The organism is Streptomyces sp. VTCC 41912 (genome assembly GCF_045799175.1).
Taxonomy (GTDB): Bacteria; Actinomycetota; Actinomycetes; order Streptomycetales; family Streptomycetaceae; genus Streptomyces; species Streptomyces albulus_C.
In genome coordinates, this window is sequence record NZ_JBJMAB010000001.1 from 320,820 (window position 1) to 341,274 (window position 20,455).

22 protein-coding genes and 3 pseudogenes are annotated in these 20,455 nt (G+C 68.7%); 9 read left to right on the forward strand and 16 right to left on the reverse strand.

The window, feature by feature from the left end:
• Positions 1-40: 40 nt before the first annotated feature.
• From ACJ6WD_RS01440 to ACJ6WD_RS01465, 6 genes and pseudogenes are all read right to left on the reverse strand, one after another.
• Positions 41-700, reverse strand: coding sequence for a GAF domain-containing protein (locus ACJ6WD_RS01440; protein WP_233656513.1), 660 nt, complete (start codon positions 698-700; stop codon positions 41-43).
• Positions 697-1,317, reverse strand: a complete 621-nt coding sequence (locus ACJ6WD_RS01445; RefSeq protein WP_233656511.1) for an ATP/GTP-binding protein — start codon at positions 1,315-1,317, stop codon at positions 697-699. The genes ACJ6WD_RS01440 and ACJ6WD_RS01445 overlap by 4 nt, the downstream gene beginning before the upstream one ends.
• A complete protein-coding gene (locus tag ACJ6WD_RS01450) occupies positions 1,295-1,705 on the reverse strand; it encodes a DUF742 domain-containing protein (protein ID WP_233656510.1) in 411 nt (136 codons plus the stop codon). The genes ACJ6WD_RS01445 and ACJ6WD_RS01450 overlap by 23 nt, the downstream gene beginning before the upstream one ends.
• Positions 1,702-2,151 (reverse strand): roadblock/LC7 domain-containing protein, encoded by a 450-nt coding sequence (locus ACJ6WD_RS01455; protein WP_233656509.1) that lies wholly within the window; start codon positions 2,149-2,151, stop codon positions 1,702-1,704. Before ACJ6WD_RS01455 ends, ACJ6WD_RS01450 begins: the two co-directional genes overlap by 4 nt.
• Positions 2,141-4,108 carry a sensor histidine kinase gene (locus ACJ6WD_RS01460; protein ID WP_407614971.1) on the reverse strand — a complete coding sequence of 656 codons (1,968 nt, stop codon included), beginning with the start codon at positions 4,106-4,108 and terminating at the stop codon, positions 2,141-2,143. The genes ACJ6WD_RS01455 and ACJ6WD_RS01460 overlap by 11 nt, the downstream gene beginning before the upstream one ends.
• 213 nt (positions 4,109-4,321) lie before the next feature.
• Positions 4,322-4,690: pseudogene (locus ACJ6WD_RS01465) on the reverse strand (MBL fold metallo-hydrolase); the annotation flags it as partial.
• 116 nt (positions 4,691-4,806) lie between these two features.
• Between ACJ6WD_RS01465 and ACJ6WD_RS01470 the strand changes: the two are divergent.
• A complete protein-coding gene (locus ACJ6WD_RS01470) occupies positions 4,807-6,018 on the forward strand; it encodes a recombinase family protein (RefSeq protein ID WP_407614972.1) in 1,212 nt (403 codons plus the stop codon).
• A 38-nt stretch (positions 6,019-6,056) separates the two neighbouring features.
• Entirely contained in the window at positions 6,057-6,374 is a 318-nt protein-coding gene (locus ACJ6WD_RS01475) for a hypothetical protein (protein ID WP_407614973.1), read from the forward strand.
• Positions 6,375-7,559: 1,185 nt separating this feature from the next.
• Here ACJ6WD_RS01475 and ACJ6WD_RS01480 read toward each other — a convergent pair.
• From ACJ6WD_RS01480 to ACJ6WD_RS01500, 5 genes are read right to left on the reverse strand one after another with little or no spacing between them, the layout of a single operon-like run.
• Positions 7,560-7,895, reverse strand: a complete 336-nt coding sequence (locus ACJ6WD_RS01480; RefSeq protein ID WP_407614974.1) for an Lsr2 family protein — start codon at positions 7,893-7,895, stop codon at positions 7,560-7,562.
• A gap of 14 nt (positions 7,896-7,909) precedes the next feature.
• Positions 7,910-8,164 (reverse strand): DUF397 domain-containing protein, encoded by a 255-nt coding sequence (locus tag ACJ6WD_RS01485; protein WP_407614975.1) that lies wholly within the window; start codon positions 8,162-8,164, stop codon positions 7,910-7,912.
• Positions 8,088-8,951, reverse strand: coding sequence for a helix-turn-helix domain-containing protein (locus ACJ6WD_RS01490; protein ID WP_376447902.1), 864 nt, complete (start codon positions 8,949-8,951; stop codon positions 8,088-8,090). The genes ACJ6WD_RS01485 and ACJ6WD_RS01490 overlap by 77 nt, the downstream gene beginning before the upstream one ends.
• A 7-nt stretch (positions 8,952-8,958) precedes the next feature.
• Positions 8,959-9,483 carry a DUF6879 family protein gene (locus ACJ6WD_RS01495; protein WP_376447904.1) on the reverse strand — a complete coding sequence of 175 codons (525 nt, stop codon included), beginning with the start codon at positions 9,481-9,483 and terminating at the stop codon, positions 8,959-8,961.
• Entirely contained in the window at positions 9,443-9,862 is a 420-nt protein-coding gene (locus tag ACJ6WD_RS01500) for a hypothetical protein (protein WP_407614976.1), read from the reverse strand. Before ACJ6WD_RS01500 ends, ACJ6WD_RS01495 begins: the two co-directional genes overlap by 41 nt.
• 247 nt (positions 9,863-10,109) lie before the next feature.
• On the opposite strand from ACJ6WD_RS01500, the gene ACJ6WD_RS01505 reads away from it, so the two are divergent.
• Positions 10,110-10,526, forward strand: coding sequence for an ATP-binding protein (locus tag ACJ6WD_RS01505; RefSeq protein ID WP_407614977.1), 417 nt, complete (start codon positions 10,110-10,112; stop codon positions 10,524-10,526).
• Between the two features lie 74 nt (positions 10,527-10,600).
• Here the strand turns inward: ACJ6WD_RS01505 and ACJ6WD_RS01510 are convergent, their stop codons facing one another.
• Entirely contained in the window at positions 10,601-11,032 is a 432-nt protein-coding gene (locus ACJ6WD_RS01510) for a hypothetical protein (protein ID WP_407614978.1), read from the reverse strand.
• Positions 11,033-11,450: 418 nt separating this feature from the next.
• Here ACJ6WD_RS01510 and ACJ6WD_RS01515 point away from each other — a divergent pair, with 418 nt between their 5' ends.
• The 4 genes from ACJ6WD_RS01515 to tgmC all read left to right on the forward strand — a co-directional run bounded on the left by ACJ6WD_RS01515 (position 11,451) and on the right by tgmC (position 14,253).
• Positions 11,451-11,651, forward strand: coding sequence for a hypothetical protein (locus ACJ6WD_RS01515; RefSeq protein ID WP_376446853.1), 201 nt, complete (start codon positions 11,451-11,453; stop codon positions 11,649-11,651).
• Between the two features lie 135 nt (positions 11,652-11,786).
• The gene (gene tgmA, locus ACJ6WD_RS01520; protein ID WP_376446851.1) at positions 11,787-12,050 is read left to right on the forward strand and encodes a putative ATP-grasp-modified RiPP; all 264 of its coding nucleotides are present in this window, start codon (positions 11,787-11,789) and stop codon (positions 12,048-12,050) included.
• On the forward strand, positions 12,050-13,021 hold the full coding sequence (gene tgmB / locus ACJ6WD_RS01525) for an ATP-grasp ribosomal peptide maturase (RefSeq protein WP_407614979.1): 972 nt from the start codon (positions 12,050-12,052) through the stop codon (positions 13,019-13,021). Before tgmA ends, tgmB begins: the two co-directional genes overlap by 1 nt.
• Positions 13,018-14,253, forward strand: a complete 1,236-nt coding sequence (tgmC, locus tag ACJ6WD_RS01530) for an ATP-grasp peptide maturase system methyltransferase (RefSeq protein WP_407614980.1) — start codon at positions 13,018-13,020, stop codon at positions 14,251-14,253. Before tgmB ends, tgmC begins: the two co-directional genes overlap by 4 nt.
• A 276-nt stretch (positions 14,254-14,529) precedes the next feature.
• Here the strand turns inward: tgmC and ACJ6WD_RS01535 are convergent, their stop codons facing one another.
• From ACJ6WD_RS01535 to ACJ6WD_RS01545, 3 genes are all read right to left on the reverse strand, one after another.
• Complete coding sequence (locus tag ACJ6WD_RS01535) at positions 14,530-14,739, reverse strand: hypothetical protein (RefSeq protein ID WP_407614981.1); 210 nt, start codon at positions 14,737-14,739, stop codon at positions 14,530-14,532.
• A gap of 232 nt (positions 14,740-14,971) precedes the next feature.
• On the reverse strand, positions 14,972-16,195 hold the full coding sequence (locus ACJ6WD_RS01540) for an MBL fold metallo-hydrolase (RefSeq protein ID WP_407614982.1): 1,224 nt from the start codon (positions 16,193-16,195) through the stop codon (positions 14,972-14,974).
• Between the two features lie 594 nt (positions 16,196-16,789).
• On the reverse strand, positions 16,790-18,199 hold the full coding sequence (locus tag ACJ6WD_RS01545; protein ID WP_233656506.1) for an NAD(P)/FAD-dependent oxidoreductase: 1,410 nt from the start codon (positions 18,197-18,199) through the stop codon (positions 16,790-16,792).
• A 542-nt stretch (positions 18,200-18,741) separates the two neighbouring features.
• On the opposite strand from ACJ6WD_RS01545, the gene ACJ6WD_RS01550 reads away from it, so the two are divergent.
• On the forward strand, positions 18,742-19,659 hold the full coding sequence (locus tag ACJ6WD_RS01550) for a carbohydrate kinase family protein (protein WP_233656505.1): 918 nt from the start codon (positions 18,742-18,744) through the stop codon (positions 19,657-19,659).
• On the opposite strand, the pseudogene ACJ6WD_RS01555 reads toward ACJ6WD_RS01550, so the two are convergent.
• Positions 19,635-20,180, reverse strand: a pseudogene (locus ACJ6WD_RS01555) (DUF6745 domain-containing protein); the annotation flags it as partial. The gene ACJ6WD_RS01550 and the pseudogene ACJ6WD_RS01555 overlap by 25 nt on opposite strands.
• 5 nt (positions 20,181-20,185) lie before the next feature.
• Here ACJ6WD_RS01555 and ACJ6WD_RS01560 point away from each other — a divergent pair.
• A pseudogene (locus ACJ6WD_RS01560) lies at positions 20,186-20,446 on the forward strand (coproporphyrinogen III oxidase family protein); the annotation flags it as partial.
• Positions 20,447-20,455 lie beyond the last annotated feature (9 nt).

Here is a 20,455-nt window from a genome sequence, read left to right on the forward strand (position 1 = left end):
TGCGGGCCGCACGGGGCTCCACCATGGACGGGTGTGCCCGTCAGGAGGCGTCGGCCTCCTGCTGCCGCCGTTCCATCTCGTGTACCTGCTCGACGAGTTCGGCGGCGAACGCCTTGATGGTGTGCAGCCCCTCGCGCCCCCAGGGCCGGGGCTCGCGGTCGACGACGCAGACGGTGCCCAGGGTCGTGCCGGTGCGGTCGATCAGCGGAGCGCCGAGGTAGGTGCGGATGCCGAGTCCGTCGACGACGGGGTTCCCGGCGAACCGCGGGTAGTCGCAGACGTCCTCCAGCACCAGGGCCTTGCGCCGCACCACGACGTACGGGCAGTAGCCATGGTCCCGGGCCATGACGCGCTCCGGGCGGCCGCTGGGCGGCGCCGGGCCCAGTTCGAGGGAGGTGTCGAGGTCGGGGGCGTAGAGGCCGGCGAAGTACTGCTCGTGCTCGTCGACGAAGTTCACCATCGCGAAAGGGGTGTTGGTGGTCCGGGCGAGCTTGCGGGCGAAGTCGTCGAACGCGGGCAGCGGGTTCTTGCCGATGCCCAGCTCGCGCAGTCGGGCCACCCGCGCCGGCGCCTCGTGGTCCTCCGGAGTGATCACCAGACGCCGCGTCAAGGCGTCGGTCAGATGCGGGAGTTCGGACTGCGGATAGCGCCAGGACGGATGGCGGGAAGGGATCGGGAAGCGGACGGAGGGGACGTTCATGACGGCTCCGGGGAGGCGGTGCGGACGGGGCTGAGCAGGTGTTCGACGAGGGACACCAGGACGTGGGTGCCGGAGGCGCACTGGCGGGCGTCGCAGAGCACCACCGGGACCCGCGGCGCGAGATCCAGGGCGGCGCGGACCTCCGCGGCCGCGTAGTGGTGTCCGCCGTCGAACTCGTTGACCGCGACGACGAACTGGATGCCCCGCCCCTCGAAGAAGTCGACCGCGGCGAAGCACTGGTCCAGTCGCCGGGTGTCGGCGAGCACCACCGCGCCCAGCGCGCCGCGGGACAACTCGTCCCACAGGAACCAGAAGCGGTGCTGCCCGGGCGTCCCGAAGAGGTAGAGGACGTGCTCCGGACCGAGCGTGATCCGGCCGAAGTCCAGGGCGACGGTCGTGGTGGTCTTGTCCTCCACACCGGCCAGGTCGTCGGTGCCGGCACTGAGCTGGGTGATGAGCTCCTCGGTGCTGAGCGGTGCGATCTCGCTGACCGCACCGACGAAGGTCGTCTTGCCGACGCCGAAGCCGCCCGCGACCAGGACCTTCAGTGCGATGGGGAAGGAGTCGGGCGCGGGATGCTCCGGCAGCCGGGCGTCAGAGTCGTTGACGAAGTCCATGCAGCACGGCCTCCAGCAGGGCACGGTCGGTACGGGGTGCGGGCCCGGCCGTGAGGGCCGGAGGGGTCCGCGCGGTGAGCGCCCCGCAGTCGACGAGGTCGGCGAGGAGCACCTTGGTCACCGCGGCGGGCTGCCTGAGGTGCGCGGCGACCTCGGCGACCGGGACGGGCCCGCCGCACAGCTCCAGGACCCGGTCGTAGTCGGGGCCTTGGAGGCCGGCGGCTCGCCGTCCGGTCGCCCGCACCATGGTCATCAGGTCGAAGTCGGCCGTGGGCCGGGTACGGCCCCTGCTGACGGTGAAGGGGCGGACCAGCCGGCCCGCCACCTCGTCGATCCACGGCGCGTCCGGCCCGCACGACCGCTGCCGGCGCGGCAGGACCACGGTCAACGGCCACCCGCCGGGACCTGGTGGCGCGCAGGCGTCGACAGGTACGGTCGGACGCTCTTGACCAGCATCCCCATCTCGTAGCCGAGCACCCCCGCGTCGGCCTCCCGGCCGGCCAGCACCGCCAGGCAGGCGCCGGAACCGGCGGCGGCGACGAAGAGGAAGGTCTGCTCCATCTCGACGACGACCTGGAGGATGTCGCTGCCCTCCCCGAAGCGGGAACCGGCGCTGCGGGCCAGGGAGTACAGGCCGGAGGAGAGCGCCGCCATGTGGTCGGCGACGTCCGGTTCGAAGCCGTGCGCGGCCTTGACGAGGCCGTCGGCGGAGAGCAGGACGGCGCTGCGGGTGTGCGGCACTCGCTGGACGAGTCCGGTCAGCAGCCAGGAAAGGTCGGTGTGCTGGGTGCCGCTGAACTCCGCGGTCGTCTGCGCGCGCACATCACTCACCATGGTCGGGGTCGTCTCCTTGGGGGCGGGCCATCGGGGCGTCGTGATCGGGGGCAAGGAGCAGTTCGGGGTCTTGCCGGCTGCCGGGTGCGCGGTCCTGGCCCGGGGTGGTGGCAGGCGCGGTGGTGGGGTGGCCGGCGGCGGTGAGGCCGGCCGCGTAGCTGGGGTCGCCACGGCTGAAACCGCGCTGGTAGGCGGCCATCAGGTTCGGGTCGTGGAGGCGTTCGGGGCCGGTGCGCTGGGGCGGGTGGACCGGCACGTCGCGCAGTTGGGGGGCGATGTGTGCCTGCTTGACGCGGCGCGGCAGTCGGGGGCGGCTGGCGTCGTCGAGGGGCGGCGGCGGGGGCGGCAGGAGCACCGGACCGGGGTCGGCGGGGTGCCCGCCGACCGGCACGCCGACGAACGGGCCGTCGGGTGCACCGCAGCCGTGCTGCGGGGTCAGCGCCGCGGCCTCGACGCTGGCGATGGTGGTCGCGGCGGGGGTGCGCACGATGCGCCGGCGGGCCGGCGCATCGTCGGGTCCGGCGGTGCGCCCGGGGGCGGGCGGCAGCGCGCGGGCCGGACGGTCGTCGGCGGCGAGGGGCGCGGGGGCGGCGGGGGCGGCGACCGCTGCGCGGCGCCCCGCGGACCCGTCGAGGCGCTGGTCGTAGGCCCGTTGACCGCCCGCCGGGAGCAGCGGGGCCCCCTCGCCCTCCTCCCTCTCCATGCCGTCCGAGAACTCCTCCCGGGTCTCGGCGGAGTCGTCGCCGAGCAGTTCCGGCGGCACGATCACGACGGCCTGGACGCCGCCGTAGATGCTGCTCTGGAGCCGGACCACGAGGCCGTGCCGCTGGGCGAGCGAGGAGACCACGTAGAGGCCGATCCGGCCGTCGTCGAGCAGTTGGGTGAGGTCGATCCGTGCGGGGTCGGTGAGCAGCCGGTTCATCTGCTCCTGCTCTTCCGCCGGCATGCCCAGACCGCGGTCCTCGACCTCCACCGCGAGCCCGGCGGTGACGTGCCGGGCCCGCACCGTGACCGGGGTCTCCGGGTCGGAGAACTCGGTGGCGTTCTCGACGAGTTCGGCGAGCAGGTGCACGACGTCGGCGACCGCGTGCCCGCGCAGGGTGCCCTCGAAAGGCGACACCAGCTTGATCCGGGTGTACTGCTCGACCTCCGCGGTCGAGGAACGCACCACCTCGGTCAGCGTGATCGGACGGGTCCACTGACGGCGGGTGATGGCACCGCCGAGCACGGCGAGGTTCTCGGCGTGCCGGCGGATCCGGGTGGCCAGGTGGTCGATCACGAACAGGCCCTTGAGCAGGTCCGGGTCCTCGACCTGGTGCTCCATCTCGTCGAGGGTCAGGATCTGACGGTGCACGAGGGACTGCAGGCGCCGCGCGAGGTTGACGAAGACCTCCAGCTTCTGCTGGTTGCCGGTGGCGTCGCTGCGGACGATCCCCACCGCCTCGATGAGCGCGGCCTCGGCGGCCCGGCCGGTGGCGGCGACCTCGTGCGCGAGCTGCCCGAGCGGGTCACCACCGGGCCCGGGGAACGGCTCCCGGTCCTCACGGGCGTGCAGCCATGCGTCGTTGCGCACCCGGTCGAGGAGATCGGCGATGTCGGCCTGCGCGCGGGCGCACACCTGGCGCAGCCGCGCGCAGCGGTGTGCCAGGGCCCGCGCCTCGGCGTTCGCGACCAGGCCGCCGACCAGGACGACGGCGCAGACCGCGACGAGGCCGCCGGCCAGCACCGGCCACTCGCGGCCGGTGAGCCGGGCACCGCCGCTGCGCACCACGAACGCGGTGACGCCGGCGCAGACCACCGCCGTCAGCAGGGCGGGAACGGCGGCGAGCCGGACCAGGCGGGACCGTATGGCGGCGTCGGTGACCGGCTCCGAGGGAACCGCCCGGCCGCGCCGGCCGCCATGGGACCTGGGAGCCTCCAGGGACGTCTCGGTCCTCGGCGGGGTTGCGGTAGGCATCGGCGCCCTCCGGATCGGCCGTTGGCAGTTCGCGGAGCACGCACGCTAGTTGTTGCGGGGGTGGGGTTCGGACCCCCTTCGGGGTTTCGCTACCCCGCGCCACCTCCGTAGGTAGGCACGCCCCGCACGGAGGTGCGAAAAGATCCGAACCTCCGTACAGGAAAGCGTCGTTGGGGTGACCTCGGCCGCCTCAGCGGCATCACCGGTCCCGCCTCACTCCGGAAGTTCGACCGCGACCGCGGCCGCCGCCCCCTCCACGACCGCACCGGACCGCGCCACCTCCGGGCCCGCCGGCGGCCAGCTCGGCCACCCCTGCACCGGCGGCACCGCCGCCGCCCGCCACCACGGCTCCACGACCTGCGCGTCGGCGGGCTCGAAGGGCCGGCCCGGCGGCGGCACCGCCACCTCCGCGCCGGCCCGGTGCGCCGCCGCGACGGTGCGCTCCGCGGGCTCGGCCCACGGGTGCGGTGCGAGGTTGAAGGTCCCCCAGTGGATCGGCAGCAGCACCCCGCGCGGCTCCCCGCCCTGGAGGTCCAGGTGAGCCCGCATCCCCTCCTCCGGAGTCATGTGGATGTCAGGCCAAATCCACACCAAGTACATACGTGTGGGCGAGGCCAGCGTCCACATCAGCGCACGGTGTCACGGATGTGGATCATTCACGCCTACGTGCTAGGTGACACCGAAAGTTGGGATTCACCTTGCTTGACTCACAGTGGTCCGATGCGGAGCTGCGGGAGCTAGAGGAACTGCGGGAACGGGAGTCGCTCCTTCCCCTGAATGCCCCCCGGGCCCTTCTGTCCATCCGCCTCTCGGTCCTCACAGACGAGACAACCAGTCCCGTCCGGCAAGAGTTGGACCTTCACCGCTTTGCACTCATGCGCGGCTGCCGCGTGGTCGGCGTCGCCCGCGACCTGAACGTCTCCGCGACCAAGGTTCCGCCGTGGAAGCGCCCGGAGCTGGGTGACTGGATCAACAACCGCGCCCCGGAATTCGACCAGATCCTCTTCTGGAAGCTTGATCGATTTGTTCGGCGTATCTCCGATCTCCACCTGATGATCGAGTGGTGCAAGGAGTACGGCAAGATTCTTGCGGCCGACAAAGACCCAATCGACCTCGACAGCGCCTACGGCGAAATGATGGTCACGATGATCGCCGGCATGGCTCGTATCGAGGCTGCCAATACCGGCATTCGCCTGGAATCACTATGGAAATACACCCGCACTGTTGACCGGTGGTTGATCGGTAAGCCGGTCTACGGCTACACCACAGAAGAGGGGCCGGACGGCCGGAAACTCGTAGTCCACCCCTTCCGGAAGAGAGTTCTGCGATGGATCTACAACATGCTGATGCGCGGTCGTTCCATGTACAAGATCACGCAGATAGTGAACAGGGCAGGTGTACCCGCGCCTAGCGGGGGGAGGTGGTACGCGAGGAACTTGACGTCCATCTTGACGAATCCGGCCCTTAGGGGACTGCGGGTAATCCGGCCCCCCAAGGCTCAGAGCAAGGACATCTCTCGCATCGTCTACGACTCGGACGGCCAGCCGATCAGGCTTGCTCCTCCGATTTTCACGGACGACGAGTTTGATCAACTTCAGGACCGACTGAAGCGGAACACCAAGCATGGACGCAAGGACGGAAAAGGCAAAAAGCTCTCGCTCTTCCTGGGTGTGATCCTCTGCGGAAATTGCGGCGCCAACATGTACAAGCACGTCACGAAGAGAAAGCGGAAGGACGGCTCGACCCGCACCAACGCCAGACTGCGCTGCTCGACATACACCACCGAGCCGTGCGGCGCTCCAACCTTCAACCCTGATGAGATGTATGGGGCACTCGCCGATACGGTGCTTGACCAGTTGGGCCACTACGAGGTGATCCACGGGAGTACGCTCGCGGCGCGGAGAACCTAGCCCGCGTCACCGACCTCAAGGCATCGGTCAAGCACTACATGGACGGCCTCGCACCCGGCGGCTCCTTCTCAGTAGGCGGCTTCATCCAGAAGCAAGCCGAAGAAGCCCTTCAGAAGTTCGGCGCCGAGTTGGAGAGCATCGATCCCGAGAGCACTCAAGACCGTTGGCGCTACCGGCCCATGGGCGTGACCTACTCGGAGCACTGGTCGAAACTCGGCACAGACCAGATGGAGAAAGATCTGCTGCGGGGAGGAATCACATTCCTGGTTCACGGGGGACAGTGTGAGCTACTCATCCCAGATGACGTGAAACAGCGACTGGTCGTGAAGGACGACTACTTCAAGAAGAAGCTGTAACGGAAAAAGGCCCCGCCGCACCTCACGGCGCGGCGGGGCCTTTTCATCGCTCGACCACAGTGACGAGCTGCCGCTCACCTGTTTTACTCACCCAGTACACATACACCTTCATCGCGCGGGTGCCTTCCTCCAACCGTGTACGGGTATGAAATTTCCAGGGGGATTACTGCCGACCTCGCAGAGCTACCCCGTTTGACCGAGGAGGGAAGGTCGATAGCCCGTCAGGGGGTATTTTGGAGCCTTGGAGGTGGCGAAATGGCGGATCGGGGCCCGAGGTGAAGAGTGAATTAGCTGTTTTCGCCCTGCCGGGTGACCTTAGTCTCGTTTTGGGGTACTGGTGTTACGGTTCATCCCTGATGACAGGTACATATTTAATGCCGGGGGTTATATATACCCACATCAAGAGCCCTCCTTAAGGGCAATGACCTTCTGGTGGAGACAGTGTTTTGGGTTGCATCATTGTCAGTGAGCTAGTCATGCTCATCACCTCTCGTACTGGTTGAGCTAAATGGGTGAAGGCGTGACACCTTCACGGCCCGCACATCGTTGGTCGGACATGACCGCTCGTAGGACTCTTACGGCCCTCGGAGTCACCGCCGCAGCACTCGGTGCCGGACTCGCAACCGCGGCCCCCGCATCCGCTGGTGGCATCATCGTCTTCGCTTCCCCGTCATTCGATAACTCGTGCGCAAACCACGGCACCACAACGCGCGGCGAGGGAGCCACTAAACACGACAGCGGAACAGTGACCGGGCTTTTTGCCGTGCTGCCTGCCGAAACTCCGCTAAATCACTGCGGTGGGGCGGACCTGCCCCTGAAGTTTAACCAGCAAACAGCGGACTCTGAAGATGTGAAACAAACGGGACCAGCCGTTGACGAATTTGAAAACGACACCCTTGCCTCCTGATGGAGATGAGTAAAGCGACGTAGCATTTTCGGGGGCAGGCGAAGCTTCCACGCTCCGGGCTGGGTCAGGGCGTGCTCGGCCGCGGCCGGCGTCGCGCTGACGCTCTTCGTCCTGGTACTGACGAGCCTCGGCGCCCTCGGGTAAGCCGCCGGGCCCGAGGTGGAGCATCCCCCGGGCCCGGTGTCGGGCCGCGGCACGGGGAGCGAAGTCGATTGCATGAAGACGGGAACGACGAAGGCCCCTCACAGACATGAGGGGCCTTTTCGCAATTGGGCGGATCAGTGTGCCTTTGTGTAAGCCTCGCGGATTTCAGCCGGCACTCGACCGCGGTCGTTAACCTCGTAGCCGTTCTCCTTGGCCCATGCGCGGATCTTCGCCGTGTCCTCGCCGCTGCTCGCCGTCGAGGCTGCGCGTCCGCTGGCCTTCCGCGTTCCCCGGACCCGCCGCCCGGCCGAGGTGAAGGGGGCCAGGGCCTCCAAAAGCTTGTCGTAGCTGTCCGGCCCAAGGTCAATTTCGTAATTCACGCCGTCAAGCGCGATCGTGTGGGTGGTGGCCTCCGAGGACTCTTCGCCCGTGAGGTCGTCCGTGAAAATAGTTACTACCTTCTGCGCCATGGGCGCATCTTACGCTACACGGACAGCCGCTTGCTGAACTCGACAAAGCAGGCCCAAGAGCCCGGTGTAAAGTGCAGCATGGCCCTCTCTCGGTCCTTGGTGTCCCTAACACGGACGCGATCCGGGCCGTTGTCGGCGACTTCAACGCAATCATTCGTTTTCGTGTAGCTGCTGGTACGCCAGTTCGACATCTCAGCCATGGCTTTTCCTTCCCAGTCGTTCGAAATGGTCGATAGCAGCCAGTATAAGATCTCTTGCTGCCTGTCCATAGACAGCAGACTGCCTATGTCGATCGAATGCCTCGCGGTATAGCGCAATTTCTTTCGGCTGCGTCACAGTCATCTCCGCGGAGTACGTCTCGACGAGGACAAGTTTGTCGTCAAACATCGAGAAAGCGTGACCTGTGAAGATGGCGAGGGGAGCCGACTTGGGGACGATGCCCAAACTGAGTCGCGGCAGCGCCAGGATGGCCAACAAGCGATCTAGTTGTGCCCTCATGACCTCTGAGCCGCCGTGGTTCGAGTAAAGAGCCTGTTCGCCAAGGAGCACGTTGAAGATTCGGTTCCCCTCGTAAAGGTACCTCTGTCGTTCGAGGCGCTTCGCTACGGCGGCTTCTTTGTCAGCTGGTGTGTCGTGGAAGTCGGACAGCAGCTCGAAGACGTTCTCGGCGTACTCGGCAATCTGGATCGTCCCCCAGACCATGTTGGGGTCCCAGATTCGGAAGACCTTGGTTTTCTGATACAGCGGCAAGGACTTCTTCTGCCGGTTCTCGGCCCCGGCAGCAAGCACCCGGCGCCAATCCATCCACAGTTCGTCAATGTGACGGACCGTCGCTACCAGGTCGCTCGCCTCGGCCTCGTGCCCAGTGAGCCGGCACCAGAGGTGGATGTCGTCCTCACTCGCATTCTGCTTGCCGTTCTCGATGCGAGAGACCTTGGATTCCTGCCACCCGGTGGCAGCGGCGAAGGCCCGGCCACTGCTGAACCCCGCGTCCTTGCGGAATCCACGCAGCCGGGCTCCCAACGCCTCGCGCGTCTCTTGTGCTTGGTTGTTCACGGAAGGATCAGGGCTTGTACTCGGAGTGCGGGATGGCGGACGACCAAAGCAGGTCCCGCACACGGACGCATTCGGCTACGGCACCGGGAGCGTCGACTAGTTCGTTGCCGATGAACCGACCCGAGTCGTTGAAGTGCCCCACGGCCAAGAGGTTGTCATCAAACAACCACCAGTCATTCCCCGCTATCGGGAAGACCATGCCCTCGGGCAACCCGTGCCGTGGGAACCACCGGACAGACTCGCCGGCCTCCTCGTTGACGTGGGCGGTGACGTACTCCCACTGGATGTAAGGGGTGTGCGGCTCGGTGACAACCCGCACACGGCGCATGTACTTCCCTGCGCCGGTGACCCTCTTCACGAGATCCGTCCACGGCACCATGAACGAGTTGTCCACTGCCTCCCCGCGGAGCCAGCTCGCGTAAGGGCCGTCCTCAACTGGGACTGAGTAGTCGTCCCTCAGTTCCAAGTGGAAGGCGCCGTGCGCGCAGCTCTCAAAGAGCTGGTTGCGCTCGTCGCTGGAGATCAGCTCCACGCGGTTCCTCCAGTAGCGCAGTGATCGCGGCCTTGGGGACCTCGACCACGGTTTCGTAGTCCGGGATGTCCATCTGTGCCAGTGCTTCGGGGTCGGTCACCTCCTGGCCCTGCACAACGTACGTTCCCCCAGGAGTGAGGATCATCAGGGGGTCCTCCAGGCGTCGGAACTCACCGGAGGGGAGGCCATCCTTCTCCAGGTGCTCGAACAGCTCTGTCGGCACCTCCACGGCCGTCTCGCCCTCGGGGATGGTGAGTTGCATCAGCAGATCGTTCGCGAAGATCTTCCAGCCCTGCACGAGGTAGGTGTCACGATCCGTGGCGTAGAGGGTCGGGCACTCGCCACCTTGGGAGTTCTTACCAAGGAACCGTAGCTTCATGGTCGTTCTCCTGTCTGCTGCCTTGCGCTGATTTGCGCGTCAGACCGATGGTCAACCCGCGGTGCAGCCCCGTCAATCCTCCTCCTGCAAACTCGCGCAATCTGCTTGGAGGTTGGCCTCCAGCTCTTCTACGTTCGTCTTGCTTCCGCATGACGCCGCCGGGTTGTCTGGTGGTGCTGGAGGAGAGCGCCCCGCCCCTGAACCCCCGTCAGGGCTGGGAGTTCCACCGCCTCGGAGGGATGACCCCGTGATCACGACGCCCGCAAGACCCGCCGGGACCGGTGTTCCGGGCTATGCCCAGACCTTCCCCCGCACGCCTGCGGCAGCAGGCAGGGCCCGGTCGCTCGTCTCCACTGCGCTCAGCGCCTGGGGCCACGAGGAACTGGGCTACGCCAGCTCGCAGATCGTCTCGGAACTCGTCAACAACGCCGTTACGCACACCCGCTCTTCGGCTATTCAGGTGGTGATCTCGCGAGAACGCTTCAGGGTTCGGATCGGCGTGATCGACAGGAGCCTGGCCGCCCCGACTATTCGCTGTCCCGATGAGAACGCCGAGTCGGGACGGGGCCTGGTTCTCGTCGCCGCGCTGTCCGCCTCCTGGGGCTACGAGAGGAAACAGTGGGGAAAGGTTGTGTGGGCTGAGCTAACGGGTGAGGAGAAATAGTGGACGCAGCATCGATCGTCCGAGAACTTCACAAGTTCTCGCGGCATGCTGAAGCTGAACAGCCTCAGCTCCACCTACTTTTCAATGCGCTTCGCAGTCATCGCCTTGAGGGGCGCTGCGTCCATGGGGACAGGTGCCCTCACGTCAGGGTCGGTGCCGTCGTCCTGAACGAATCGGGAGATGTTCTCTGCTGCTGGCATGGCGACCGATGGGCTTTCATCGAAGGCAGTCCGATTGTTGACGACTTTTCCCTCCTGGCTGCATCCGTTCGCGTTCTCATGGAAACAACAGGATGGTTTGAGGTCTGGGCGGATGACGAAGACCTGGGTCCGCTGCATATCGACGTAACCGAGCCTCCATCCGGAGGTCTCCTGTTTGGCTTTCGGTACCTGGTGCGCGCCAATAGGGATGACGTAAAGATCAGACCTAACGGGATTGCCTATAGCTGGCGTCCGATCTCTTCCATCGGAAACCCCCACCTTCGGAACGCCCTTGATCGCCAACACCGGACTGCCAACTCGGCTGCTCGCCTCGTGGGAGCCGTCAAGGACGGTTGCACCTCGGCCCATGAAGGCTGAGACAGCCCATGACTAGCGCCGCCTCGCTTCCGCGGGGGTTAGGCCCCCGTCCGCGCCGAACGACCAGCGCTCAGGCAGCTGACTGACCACCAACTCCCGGCGAATGCAGGGGCGCCGGGACTGCTCCCCGAGCGGTAGAGCCCACCCCCGCCTTTGGGCTCCCAGTCTCCTCCCGTCGGAGATATCGGGGAGTACGGAGTCTGACTGACACGCCAAGGGGGCCGTTCAGTCGGGCTCCAAGCCGCCCAGATCCCCCCTCCGGGATCTGGGCGGCCACCATCCCCCGCCCCGGCATCGTTGGGCGACGTCACTGCCGGGGCGGGCCTCACCATCACAGGGAATACGCATGGGCTTCGACGTTCGAGACATCGTGCTGGATGCCACCAGAGGTCATGTTGGTCGCATCACCGCAATCAATGGTGACTGCCTCGTGATCGCCAGGCCGGGCCATCCCCCCTGGGACGCCCTCACTTCTTGGTGCACGCCTGCAACTCTCACCGAACGCCACGGCTTCGAAGTTCGGGAGCGGCAGGCCGCCGCAGCATGACGGACGGCCTGCACGAGGCCATTTCCCCGCAGTCTCCCGCATCGCCAGCCAGAATCCGGCGCTGATGCGGGTGTGCAAGTCCCACTAGGAAGAACACGGAAGCGCTCACGCGCTTCACATCAGGAAGGGAGAACCATGCAGTCCACTGCACCGGAACGCCCGCCCGTCATCCCCTGGGGCATCATCCGAATGCGCCCCTACCCCAGCGTTCACCAGCCCGGATTCGCCACCGCTCACCTTGACCCCGCCACGCAGACCACCGTCTACCGAGACGCTCGCGGCGGTGTCGTCGACATGGGCCGGCACGGGACGTCCAAGGGCACCGAGACCACCCCCCAGTCCACCAACCAGGACAGCCGCAACGACACCGACCACGACCAGGACAGCGAGACGGACTGATGAACGACGCTGAACCGGTCGCGGTCGTCACCGAAGTGGACGACGTAACCGCCGACATGGTGATCACCGAACTCAACAAACGCGGTGTTCCCATCGTGCGGTTCGATCCCTCCGACATCGGCGACGGCCTTCAGATGTCGGCTCGGTTCGGCGCCAGTACGGACAGCTCGGCCACTCCGGCCGGCACCCTCCGCACCCTCTCCAGGGACACCACCCTGGAGAGGGTGCGGGCCATGTACTGGCGCCGCCCCACCTGGCCCCACTTCGACCACCTGGACGCCCCGGACGCCCGCTACGCAGAGGCCCAGGTCCGACACGGACTCGGCGGCACGCTCTACGCCCTGCCGCACTGCCGCTACGTCAACCACCCCTTGAGCAACCGCACGGCCGAACACAAGCCCCTGCAACTGGCGGCCGCTCAACGCCTGGGCCTGACCGTCCCACCCACCCTGATCTCCAACGACCTAAAGACGATCAGGGAGTTCATCGCCGAACACGACTCCGTGATCTTCAAGGCGCTCCGCTGGACCCCCTACCGTCGGGCCGACGGCGTGGGCCTGACGACATGGACCGAGCCCGTCACGGCCGACGACGTAGACGAGCGCGTGACCGTGACCCCGCACCTGTTCCAGGCGCAGGTCCCCAAGATCGCGGACGTGCGGGTGGTCATCGTCGGACCCACAGTGTTCGCCATCCGGATCGACTCAGACCTGCTGGACTGGCGCGCGGACTACAGCGCCTTGACGTACACGCCGATGGACCTCCCCACCGGCGTGGAACGAGCCCTGCTCGCGCACCTTGACCATTTCGGCTTGGCCAGCGGCAGTTTCGACCTGTGCATCACCCCTGACGGTGACCTCCACTGGCTGGAGCTGAACCCCAACGGCCAATGGGGTTGGCTCGAAGACGAGACCGGACTACCCATCACCCAGGCGTTCGCTGATCTCCTGGAGCAAGGAGCGACCCCATGACCACACCCGACTCCGCTGCTCTCCGCCGCAAGCTGGCCAACGACCTGGCGCAAGGCGGTGTCCTGAAGACCAGCGCCTGGCGCACGGCGGTCGAAGAAGTCCCGCGAGAGCTGTTCCTACAGTCCTTCTTCAAAGACGCCCCCGGCCCCCGCGGGCACGAATACACCCCCGTGAGCGCGGACACCGACGCCGACGAGTGGCTGAACCTGGTCTACCAGAACGAAACCTGGGTGACCCAGATCGACGGCCACCTGACCGCCGACAACCCAACCGGCACCGTCACCGGCTTCCCCACCTCGTCCTCCACGATGCCCTCCACCGTCGTCGGAATGAGCGAGGCCCTGGACGTGGAGGACGGCATGACCGTCCTGGAAATCGGCACCGGCACCGGTTACTCCACCGCGCTGCTCTGCCACCGCCTGGGCGAGGACAACGTCACCAGCGTCGAAGTGGACCCCGACGTGGCCCAGCGGGCGGACAACGCCCTGGAGGCCGCCGGATACTCCACCTGGACCGTCACCGGGGACGGCCTCCTGGGCCACCCCCGCCGAGCCCCCTACGACCGCACCATTGCCACCTGCGCCCTGCGCCGCATCCCCTACACCTGGGTACGCCAGACCAAGCCCGGCGGCATCATCCTCGCCACCGTCGGCCCCAGCGCCTGGTCCTACGGCACTGGCCTGGCCAAAATCACCGTCAAGGACGACGGCACCGCAGAGGGCCGCATCATCGGCCGCAGCTCCTTCATGCCCGCACGAGCAGAAGCCGCCGTACCGCTCGCCGGAGACCTGACCGCCCGCACCTTCTACGCCGACACCGAGCGGAAGACCTCTGTGTCTCCCGACACGCTGAAGGGCTGGATGCCGGCCTTCCTCGCCCAGCTCGCCGCCCCCGGCGCCCAGCTCCTGCATGCCACCAGTGACGGCCGAGAGACGGTGTACCTGTTCGACGCCGGCCGGGAAGCGTTCGCCGCCCTCACCGCCAACGGCGACCAGTGGACAGTCCGCCAAGGCGGCTCCGTCGCCATCTGGGACGCCATCGAAAACACCCTGACCGCCTGGCACGACGCAGGAGAGCCCGACATCACCTCTGTCCGCCTCGCCGTCACCCCAGAGGCACACGCCTACTGGATCGGCGGCCAACAGATCACCAACGACCAACGCTCCTACTGGCTCGGTGGAAAGAACGCGGCGCTTCGCTGGAAGCACTCCCACTCACCGCTCAACGTCTGACCCATATCCCTGGAAGGAACGGTGCATCCCCTTGTGCTGCGGAAAGCCCATGGACGACGAAGGCAACGGCAAGTACCGGTGTGGGAGCTGCGGACACACTGTCTATATGTACTGACCCCGTATCAAACGCCCTGCTCGGGCAATGAATGAATCAAAACACTTGGGCTTTCGGTGCGACGCTGGGCGAGGTGTCGCGCCGAGGCCGGCCGCCTCTCAGGGACCCACTTTCTCGACACGATCAATTCCCCTAACTGAGGCCGATCCTCCCGAGCCCTGTCATACCCACACGTCCGGCCCGCCGCCGCGCCACTCGATCTGCGCCCGGTCGTCGAGCCGCACCTCTTCGGGATCCGCCCCTGCCCGCCGAAGAAACTCGGCCAGGTCCGACGGCCCGTAGGCTACGCCGAGGATCTCGGCGTCGGCCGTGACCCGCCGTCCGCCGGATGGAGACGGCGGGTGCACCACGACGAGTGGGTGCTCAGCCATACCTCAACCGTGCGCCCATCGTGCCGTAGTCGCACCTCAGGAAGGCACAATTCGTGTAACCACGCGCACAGCCTTTCCAATTCGACGGCTGGTCGGCAAAGGGCTGCACTCGGGTCTTTTCTCTTCAATGGCTTGCCCGCGCTGCGGCCCATCGATGGCTAGCAGTAGCCGTTCTCGCTCCGAATCTGACAAGGCCACATACGCTCTGACTACTTGCCTCAGATCGTCCATGTCACGCCTCGTTCACAAGATCGAGGTCGCCCCTGCCAGCCTCCGATGCACCGAGCGGAACAGGCCACTTGCGGTTCAGAGGAAGGGCAAGGTCACGCCACCAAGGAGCCGTGGGAAGCGTGCCAGCAGGTTCGTACGGCTGGCCGGGGACCGGGAAGGCCACGTCCTGCCCAACGGCTTTCGCCGCTGCCATCGTCCACTCTGCGGGCTCGGCCCACGGGTGCGGCGCAAGGTTGAAGGTGCCCCAGTGGATCGGCAACAAGACGCCCCTGGCACGGCCTTGTTGCAGGTCAAGGTGGCCCTGGACGCCTTGAGCCGGGTTCATGTGAATGTCTGGCCATCCGCCAGGGTGCGGTGTACAGTCCGTGTGGTTATTGGGCCAAAAGTCTGAATACGCCCCTATCTGGACCATCGTCGTGTCGAACGGGCCGTGGGCCGCGCCGATCTCGGCGAATCCGGAGAAGTAGCCGGTGTCACCGCTGTGGTAGATGCGGTGCTCGGGGCCGGCGACGACCCAGGAGGCCCAGAGCGTGTGCTGGGCACCGCGCAGCCCCCGGCCGCAGAAGTGCTGGGCCGGCGTCGCGGTGAGGGTGAGCCCGCCGACGCGGGTCGACTCGTGCCAGTCCAGCTCGGTGATACGGGCCGCGGGCACGCCCCAGAACTCCAGGTCGGCGCCGATGCCGAGCGGCACCACGAAGAGCGCGCCGGAACTCACCAACCCCTTGACGGTGGGCATGTCGAGGTGGTCGTAGTGGTCGTGCGAGATCACCACGACGTCGACCGGGGCCAGGTCCGCGAGCTCCACCGGCACCGGGTGCATCCGCTTCGGCCCGGCCCAGCTGAACGGTGAGCAGCGCTCGCCCCAGACCGGGTCGAAGAGCACCCGCTGCCCGTCGATCTCGGCGAGCACGCTGGAATGTCCCATCCAGGTGATCCGCAGTCCGGAATCCGGCGGGCGCCCCCAGTCCTCGTCGGTCGGGCGGTGCACCGGGATCCGTCCCACCGGCGCCCGCCGCAGTCGCCCCTCGCGGCTGAGCTGCGTGCGGGCCATCGGCAGGGCGGCGCCCCGGAGCAGCTGCCGGGTGGGTGCCGGGTTGCGGAACTGCCCGTCGACGAACTGCGGTGATCTGCGCATCCGTGCCAGTCGCTCTCCGGTCGGCTCGGCGCCGAACGCCGCGGGGCGCAGCGCGGACAGGGGCGTGGGACGGGGTCGGGATGCGGTCACGGCACCTCCATGGTCGGGGCAGTCGCGAAGTGAACGGACCGCGCGAACGCTGGGTTCCGGTACCGCCGGGCCGCCGGGCGGCGACCGCGGACCAGCACCGGGCACTCTTCGGGGCAACGGCGCAGCCCGTCGGTGCATTCCCGGTGCGGGTGACGGGCAGGTGCACCGGCCGGTGACGGCAGGGGGCGGGCCGCTACGCCCGGGTGAACGGCCGCGCCAGCCGAAAGCATCCGTTCGAGTGAATCGAAAGCTGCCGCGGCCGTGCGGCGCAGGACGTCCGTCGCACGACGTGCTCCGGCCCGCGCCCCGGCGCCGCGCCTCCTTACGCCCCCGCTTTCTCCTCCACCCCACCCGTCACGGAACCTCGCCCCGCGCCGAACCCGACGACACGGGTGGCCCCGACCGGCCGGCAACCGATCCGCCGGTGGAGCGGCATGCGCGGTCGGATGCGCGGGGTCCGTCACGCGAGGTCCGTGAAGAGGGGCCCGCGACGACTCCGGGAGCCCGAGGCTTGCGCAAGGACGGCCACGGGGACACCGGGCCCGGGCGGTCGGGGGCGCGGGACGGGGCCTCGGACCCCGGGCTGACGCGGGGTCAGACCGGCTCCACCGTGGTCGGCGGCCGGGACAGGCCCGGCAGGCGGGGCAGGAGGACGGTCCGCAGGACCACCCGCGGGGCCATCAGGCGGGAGGGCGGGGCGGTGAGGCAGAAGACGTCCCGGAAGGCGGCGCCGACAATGCGGTCGACGGCGGCCCGGGCGGCGAGGCGGTCGAGGTACCACGTCGTCAACCGCTCGCCGAGTCCCGCCCTGGCACCGTTGCCGCGGGCGTAGGGGCGGTCCGCTCCGACCGCCGCCATCCAGGCCGGTTCCGCGGCCCGGCCGACCGCCCGCTGCGCCCGGGCGAGGACCCCGGGCCCCGGCCCACCGGCCGCGTCGAGGGTGTCCCGCAGGGCCATCGCGCCGAGCGCGGCCACCGACATGCCCTGCCCGTACACCGGGTTGAAGGTGCAGTTCGCGTCGCCGAGGACCAGGAAGCCTTCCGGGACGGCACCGGGGCGCTCGTAGTGCCGGCGCCGGTTGCAGGTGTCGCGGAAGCCGTGCACCGGCGAGACCGGTTCGGCGCGGGCGAGCAGTTCGTGGACGTACGGGTCGCCGACCGTGGCGCTGAACGCGGCGAACTCCGCGTCGTCGGTCGGCGGGTGGTGGCCGCGCACCCCCGACAGCGTCAGCAGCCAGTTGCCGTCCTCCACGGGGATGTAGGCGGCGCCCCGAGGGCACCCAGGCCAACCGGGCACGTTGACGCCGGCGTCCGGCTCGTCGTCCCGGCCAGTGGGGCGGTACATCCGGGTGGCGTAGGCGAGGCCGGAGTCCACGGTCACCTCCTGCGGCGCCTCCCGGCCGAGTTCGGCGTACCACCGGGGCGTGCGGGAGCCTCGGCCGGAGGCGTCGACGACGAGTTCGGCGGGGAGCACCCGGGTGGTGGCGGCGCTGCGGTCGCCGTTGCGGGCCCGGACCGTGACGCCGGTGACCCGCCGGGCGTCGCCGGTGAGACCGACGGCCTCGGTCGCCTCCAGCACCTCGACCCGGGTGGCCGGGCCGGCCGCCGCGGCGCGCAACGCCCGTTCGCGGACGACGGCATCCAGGACCGGTCGGGTGACGCTCAGCGTGGGATGCCGGCGCTCGTCGAACCGGCGCTGCCAGCCGGTGGGCGTACGGGTGAGCAGATCGCGCGGTAGGTAGAGGCGGCGGGCCCCGGCCTCGGTGAGCGCGGCGAGGGTGCCGGGCAGCAGCCGCTCCAGGGCTCGTTGTCCGCCGCTGAGGAGGATGTGCAGGTGGCGGGCTTGCGGGACGCCCTTGCGGAAGCTTCGGTCGGCGGGGTAGCGGTCCCGTTCGACGACCGTGACCACGTCGTAGTGCCCCCGCAGCGCGGTGACCGCGAGCATCCCGGCGAGTCCACCACCGATCACGACCGCGCTCCGCCCGTGCCCGGTGTGCTCCGCCATGCGCGTACCCCTTCTCCCCACCGACGGGCCCCGGTCGCGGGACCCGATCACCCGTGCGCCTCAGCCTCAGCGCCCGGCACGGCCGTGTCAACGACCCAACGCGCGCTCCCCCACTGCTCTCACGTGCTCCCCTTCCCCCACCGCCGTCCGGTTCCCGCCGCGCTCCCGCCACCGCCTCGACTCCCCCGTGCGTCTGCGGCGCCACCCGGACCGGGCTTCCGGATACGCTCGCGAGCCTCCGTCCTGACGTGCGGTCGGAGCCGTCCGGCCCGCCGTACGGACGCCCCGGGGACACCGCCTCCGGCCCCTCTTCCGGCCCCCGGCGACGGCTTCCCGGTGCCCGTCCTCCCTCGCGTCACACCGGTCCCTAACATCCCGATATGAGGCGACTGTGCGTCTAGACTCCCGACGGCGGGCGCACCGCGGCCGCGGCCGCTCCCACCAGCACGGGACTCGTCTCACCAGCAAGGGATTCAGGGACGCTTGTGACCTTCCAGCAGGTATCTGAGCCATATGACGTACTCGTCGTCGGCGGATCGGGCGTGGACACCATCGTGCGGGTCGGCGCACTGCCCGTCCCGTCCGCCGACAGCCATGCGGTGCCGCCCGTCCGAGAATGGGCCGGGCACACCGGCACCGGTGTCGCGCTCGGCTGCGCGGCACTGGGCCTCACCACCGGTTTCGTGGACTTCCTCGGCGACGACCCACCGGGCGCGCTGGTCCGCGAGCGGCTGGCCGGCAGCGGGGTCGACTTCCGCCCGATGATCTCGCCGCACGGTACCCGCCGGGCGGTCAACCTCGTCTCGCCCGACGGCCGCCGGATGTCCTTCTACGACGCGCGCGACCCGCTCGACCTGCGGATGCCGCCCGAGCACTACCTCCCCCTCCTGCGCCGCACCCGGCACGTCCACCTGTCGATCAGCCACTTCGCCCGCTACCTCTTCGACGACATCGAGGCGCTGGGCGTCCCCGTCTCCACGGACCTGCACGACTGGGACGGCCTGACCGAGCACCACCGCGCGTTCGCGTTCCACTCGGACCTGGTCTTCCTCAGCACGGCGGGGGCCGGCGAGCGGATCGGCCAGATCATGCGGGAGATCATCCGCGAGGGCCGGGCCAAGGCCGTGATCGCCACCGCCGGCGCGGGCGGCGCCTACCTCCTGACGCCCGAGGACCGCACCCCACGGCTGGTGCCGGCCGCCGTGCCACCCACCCCGGTCGTGGACAGCAACGGCGCCGGCGACGCCTTCACCTGCGGCTTCCTCTACGGCCGGCTGTCGGGCCGGGACCTGGAGGAGTGCGCCAGGCTCGGCGCCGTCGCCGGTGCCCACGCCTGCACGGCGGCGGGCACCCACACCGCGCTGGCCCGACCCGACGACCTCCTGGCCTCCGCCAGCCCGCCGCCGCCCCCGCCCCCGGTCCCCGCCGTAGAGGCTCAGGTCTCCAGCACCGGGGTGTAGCCCTCCTCCGCCATGCCGAAGGTCCAGGCGACGCCTTGCCGTGCGGTCCGTGTCCGCGGCGGCACCCGCAGCCAGTACGTGCGGTGGGTGCCGTCCGGTTCGGGCGTGGAGTTGACCACCTCGACCATGACCACCGGCTCGTCGTCGGGCAGGTCGATGCGCCACAGCACGCCGGTCTCGTCGCGGTCGACCGGTCGCGCGCCGGACTCCGCCAGGTAGCGGTCGTAGCCGTAGAACTCCAGCATGACGCGCCGGAGTTCGGCGTTCTCCTCCGCGCGGATCCGCCCCGGGGTGAGGGTGGTGAGCTCCGCCAGGAACGCGGCCGGGACCGGCATTCCCCGCCAGGCGTGCAGCGCGAAGCCGTCGGGGAAGGCCAGCGCCGGACCGTCGGCGCGGTCCAACCGCCCGGCCTCGTCCCGGTGCAGTGCGCTCGGCCGTTCGGCGATGAGCGCGACCTTCTCGTACGGCCACCACCAGCCGGCGTTGCGGGCCACTGCGGCGAGCCCGGCCAGCCGTCCGCCGGCCGCGCCGCCGCCACCTGTTGCAGTCCGTCCTCCAGGCGGCCGGCATGCCGGTGGCGGAGTACCGGACGCGCTTCGGCACCGCGCCGGCGGACGACTTCCCTGCGGAGCTGGCGGCGTTCGCCGCGCGCGGCTGGCTGGACGGGGCCGCCGGCCCGGACCTGCTGCGGCTGTCCCCCGAGGGGCTGGCGCACTCCGACGCACTCGGCCCGATGCTCTTCTCCCCCGGCGTCCGGTCCCGGATGGCCGCCTACGACCTCAAGTGACGGGCCGCG

Bases quoted from the DNA above. Each gene is read 5' to 3' on its own strand.
- ACJ6WD_RS01445 (WP_233656511.1), bottom strand. From the start codon at position 1,317: ATGGACTTCGTCAACGACTCTGACGCCCGGCTGCCGGAGCATCCCGCG.
- ACJ6WD_RS01480 (WP_407614974.1), bottom strand. From the start codon at position 7,895: ATGGCGCAGAAGGTAGTAACTATTTTCACGGACGACCTCACGGGCGAA.
- ACJ6WD_RS01535 (WP_407614981.1), bottom strand. From the start codon at position 14,739: ATGGCTGAGCACCCACTCGTCGTGGTGCACCCGCCGTCTCCATCCGGC.
- tgmC (WP_407614980.1), top strand. From the start codon at position 13,018: ATGACCACACCCGACTCCGCTGCTCTCCGCCGCAAGCTGGCCAACGAC.
- ACJ6WD_RS01455 (WP_233656509.1), bottom strand. From the start codon at position 2,151: ATGGTGAGTGATGTGCGCGCGCAGACGACCGCGGAGTTCAGCGGCACC.
- ACJ6WD_RS01500 (WP_407614976.1), bottom strand. From the start codon at position 9,862: ATGAAGCTACGGTTCCTTGGTAAGAACTCCCAAGGTGGCGAGTGCCCG.
- tgmB (WP_407614979.1), top strand. From the start codon at position 12,050: ATGAACGACGCTGAACCGGTCGCGGTCGTCACCGAAGTGGACGACGTA.
- ACJ6WD_RS01545 (WP_233656506.1), bottom strand. From the start codon at position 18,199: ATGGCGGAGCACACCGGGCACGGGCGGAGCGCGGTCGTGATCGGTGGT.
- ACJ6WD_RS01475 (WP_407614973.1), top strand. From the start codon at position 6,057: ATGGACGGCCTCGCACCCGGCGGCTCCTTCTCAGTAGGCGGCTTCATC.
- tgmA (WP_376446851.1), top strand. From the start codon at position 11,787: ATGCAGTCCACTGCACCGGAACGCCCGCCCGTCATCCCCTGGGGCATC.
- ACJ6WD_RS01485 (WP_407614975.1), bottom strand. From the start codon at position 8,164: ATGGACAGGCAGCAAGAGATCTTATACTGGCTGCTATCGACCATTTCG.
- ACJ6WD_RS01440 (WP_233656513.1), bottom strand. From the start codon at position 700: ATGAACGTCCCCTCCGTCCGCTTCCCGATCCCTTCCCGCCATCCGTCC.
- ACJ6WD_RS01515 (WP_376446853.1), top strand. From the start codon at position 11,451: ATGGGCTTCGACGTTCGAGACATCGTGCTGGATGCCACCAGAGGTCAT.
- ACJ6WD_RS01460 (WP_407614971.1), bottom strand. From the start codon at position 4,108: ATGCCTACCGCAACCCCGCCGAGGACCGAGACGTCCCTGGAGGCTCCC.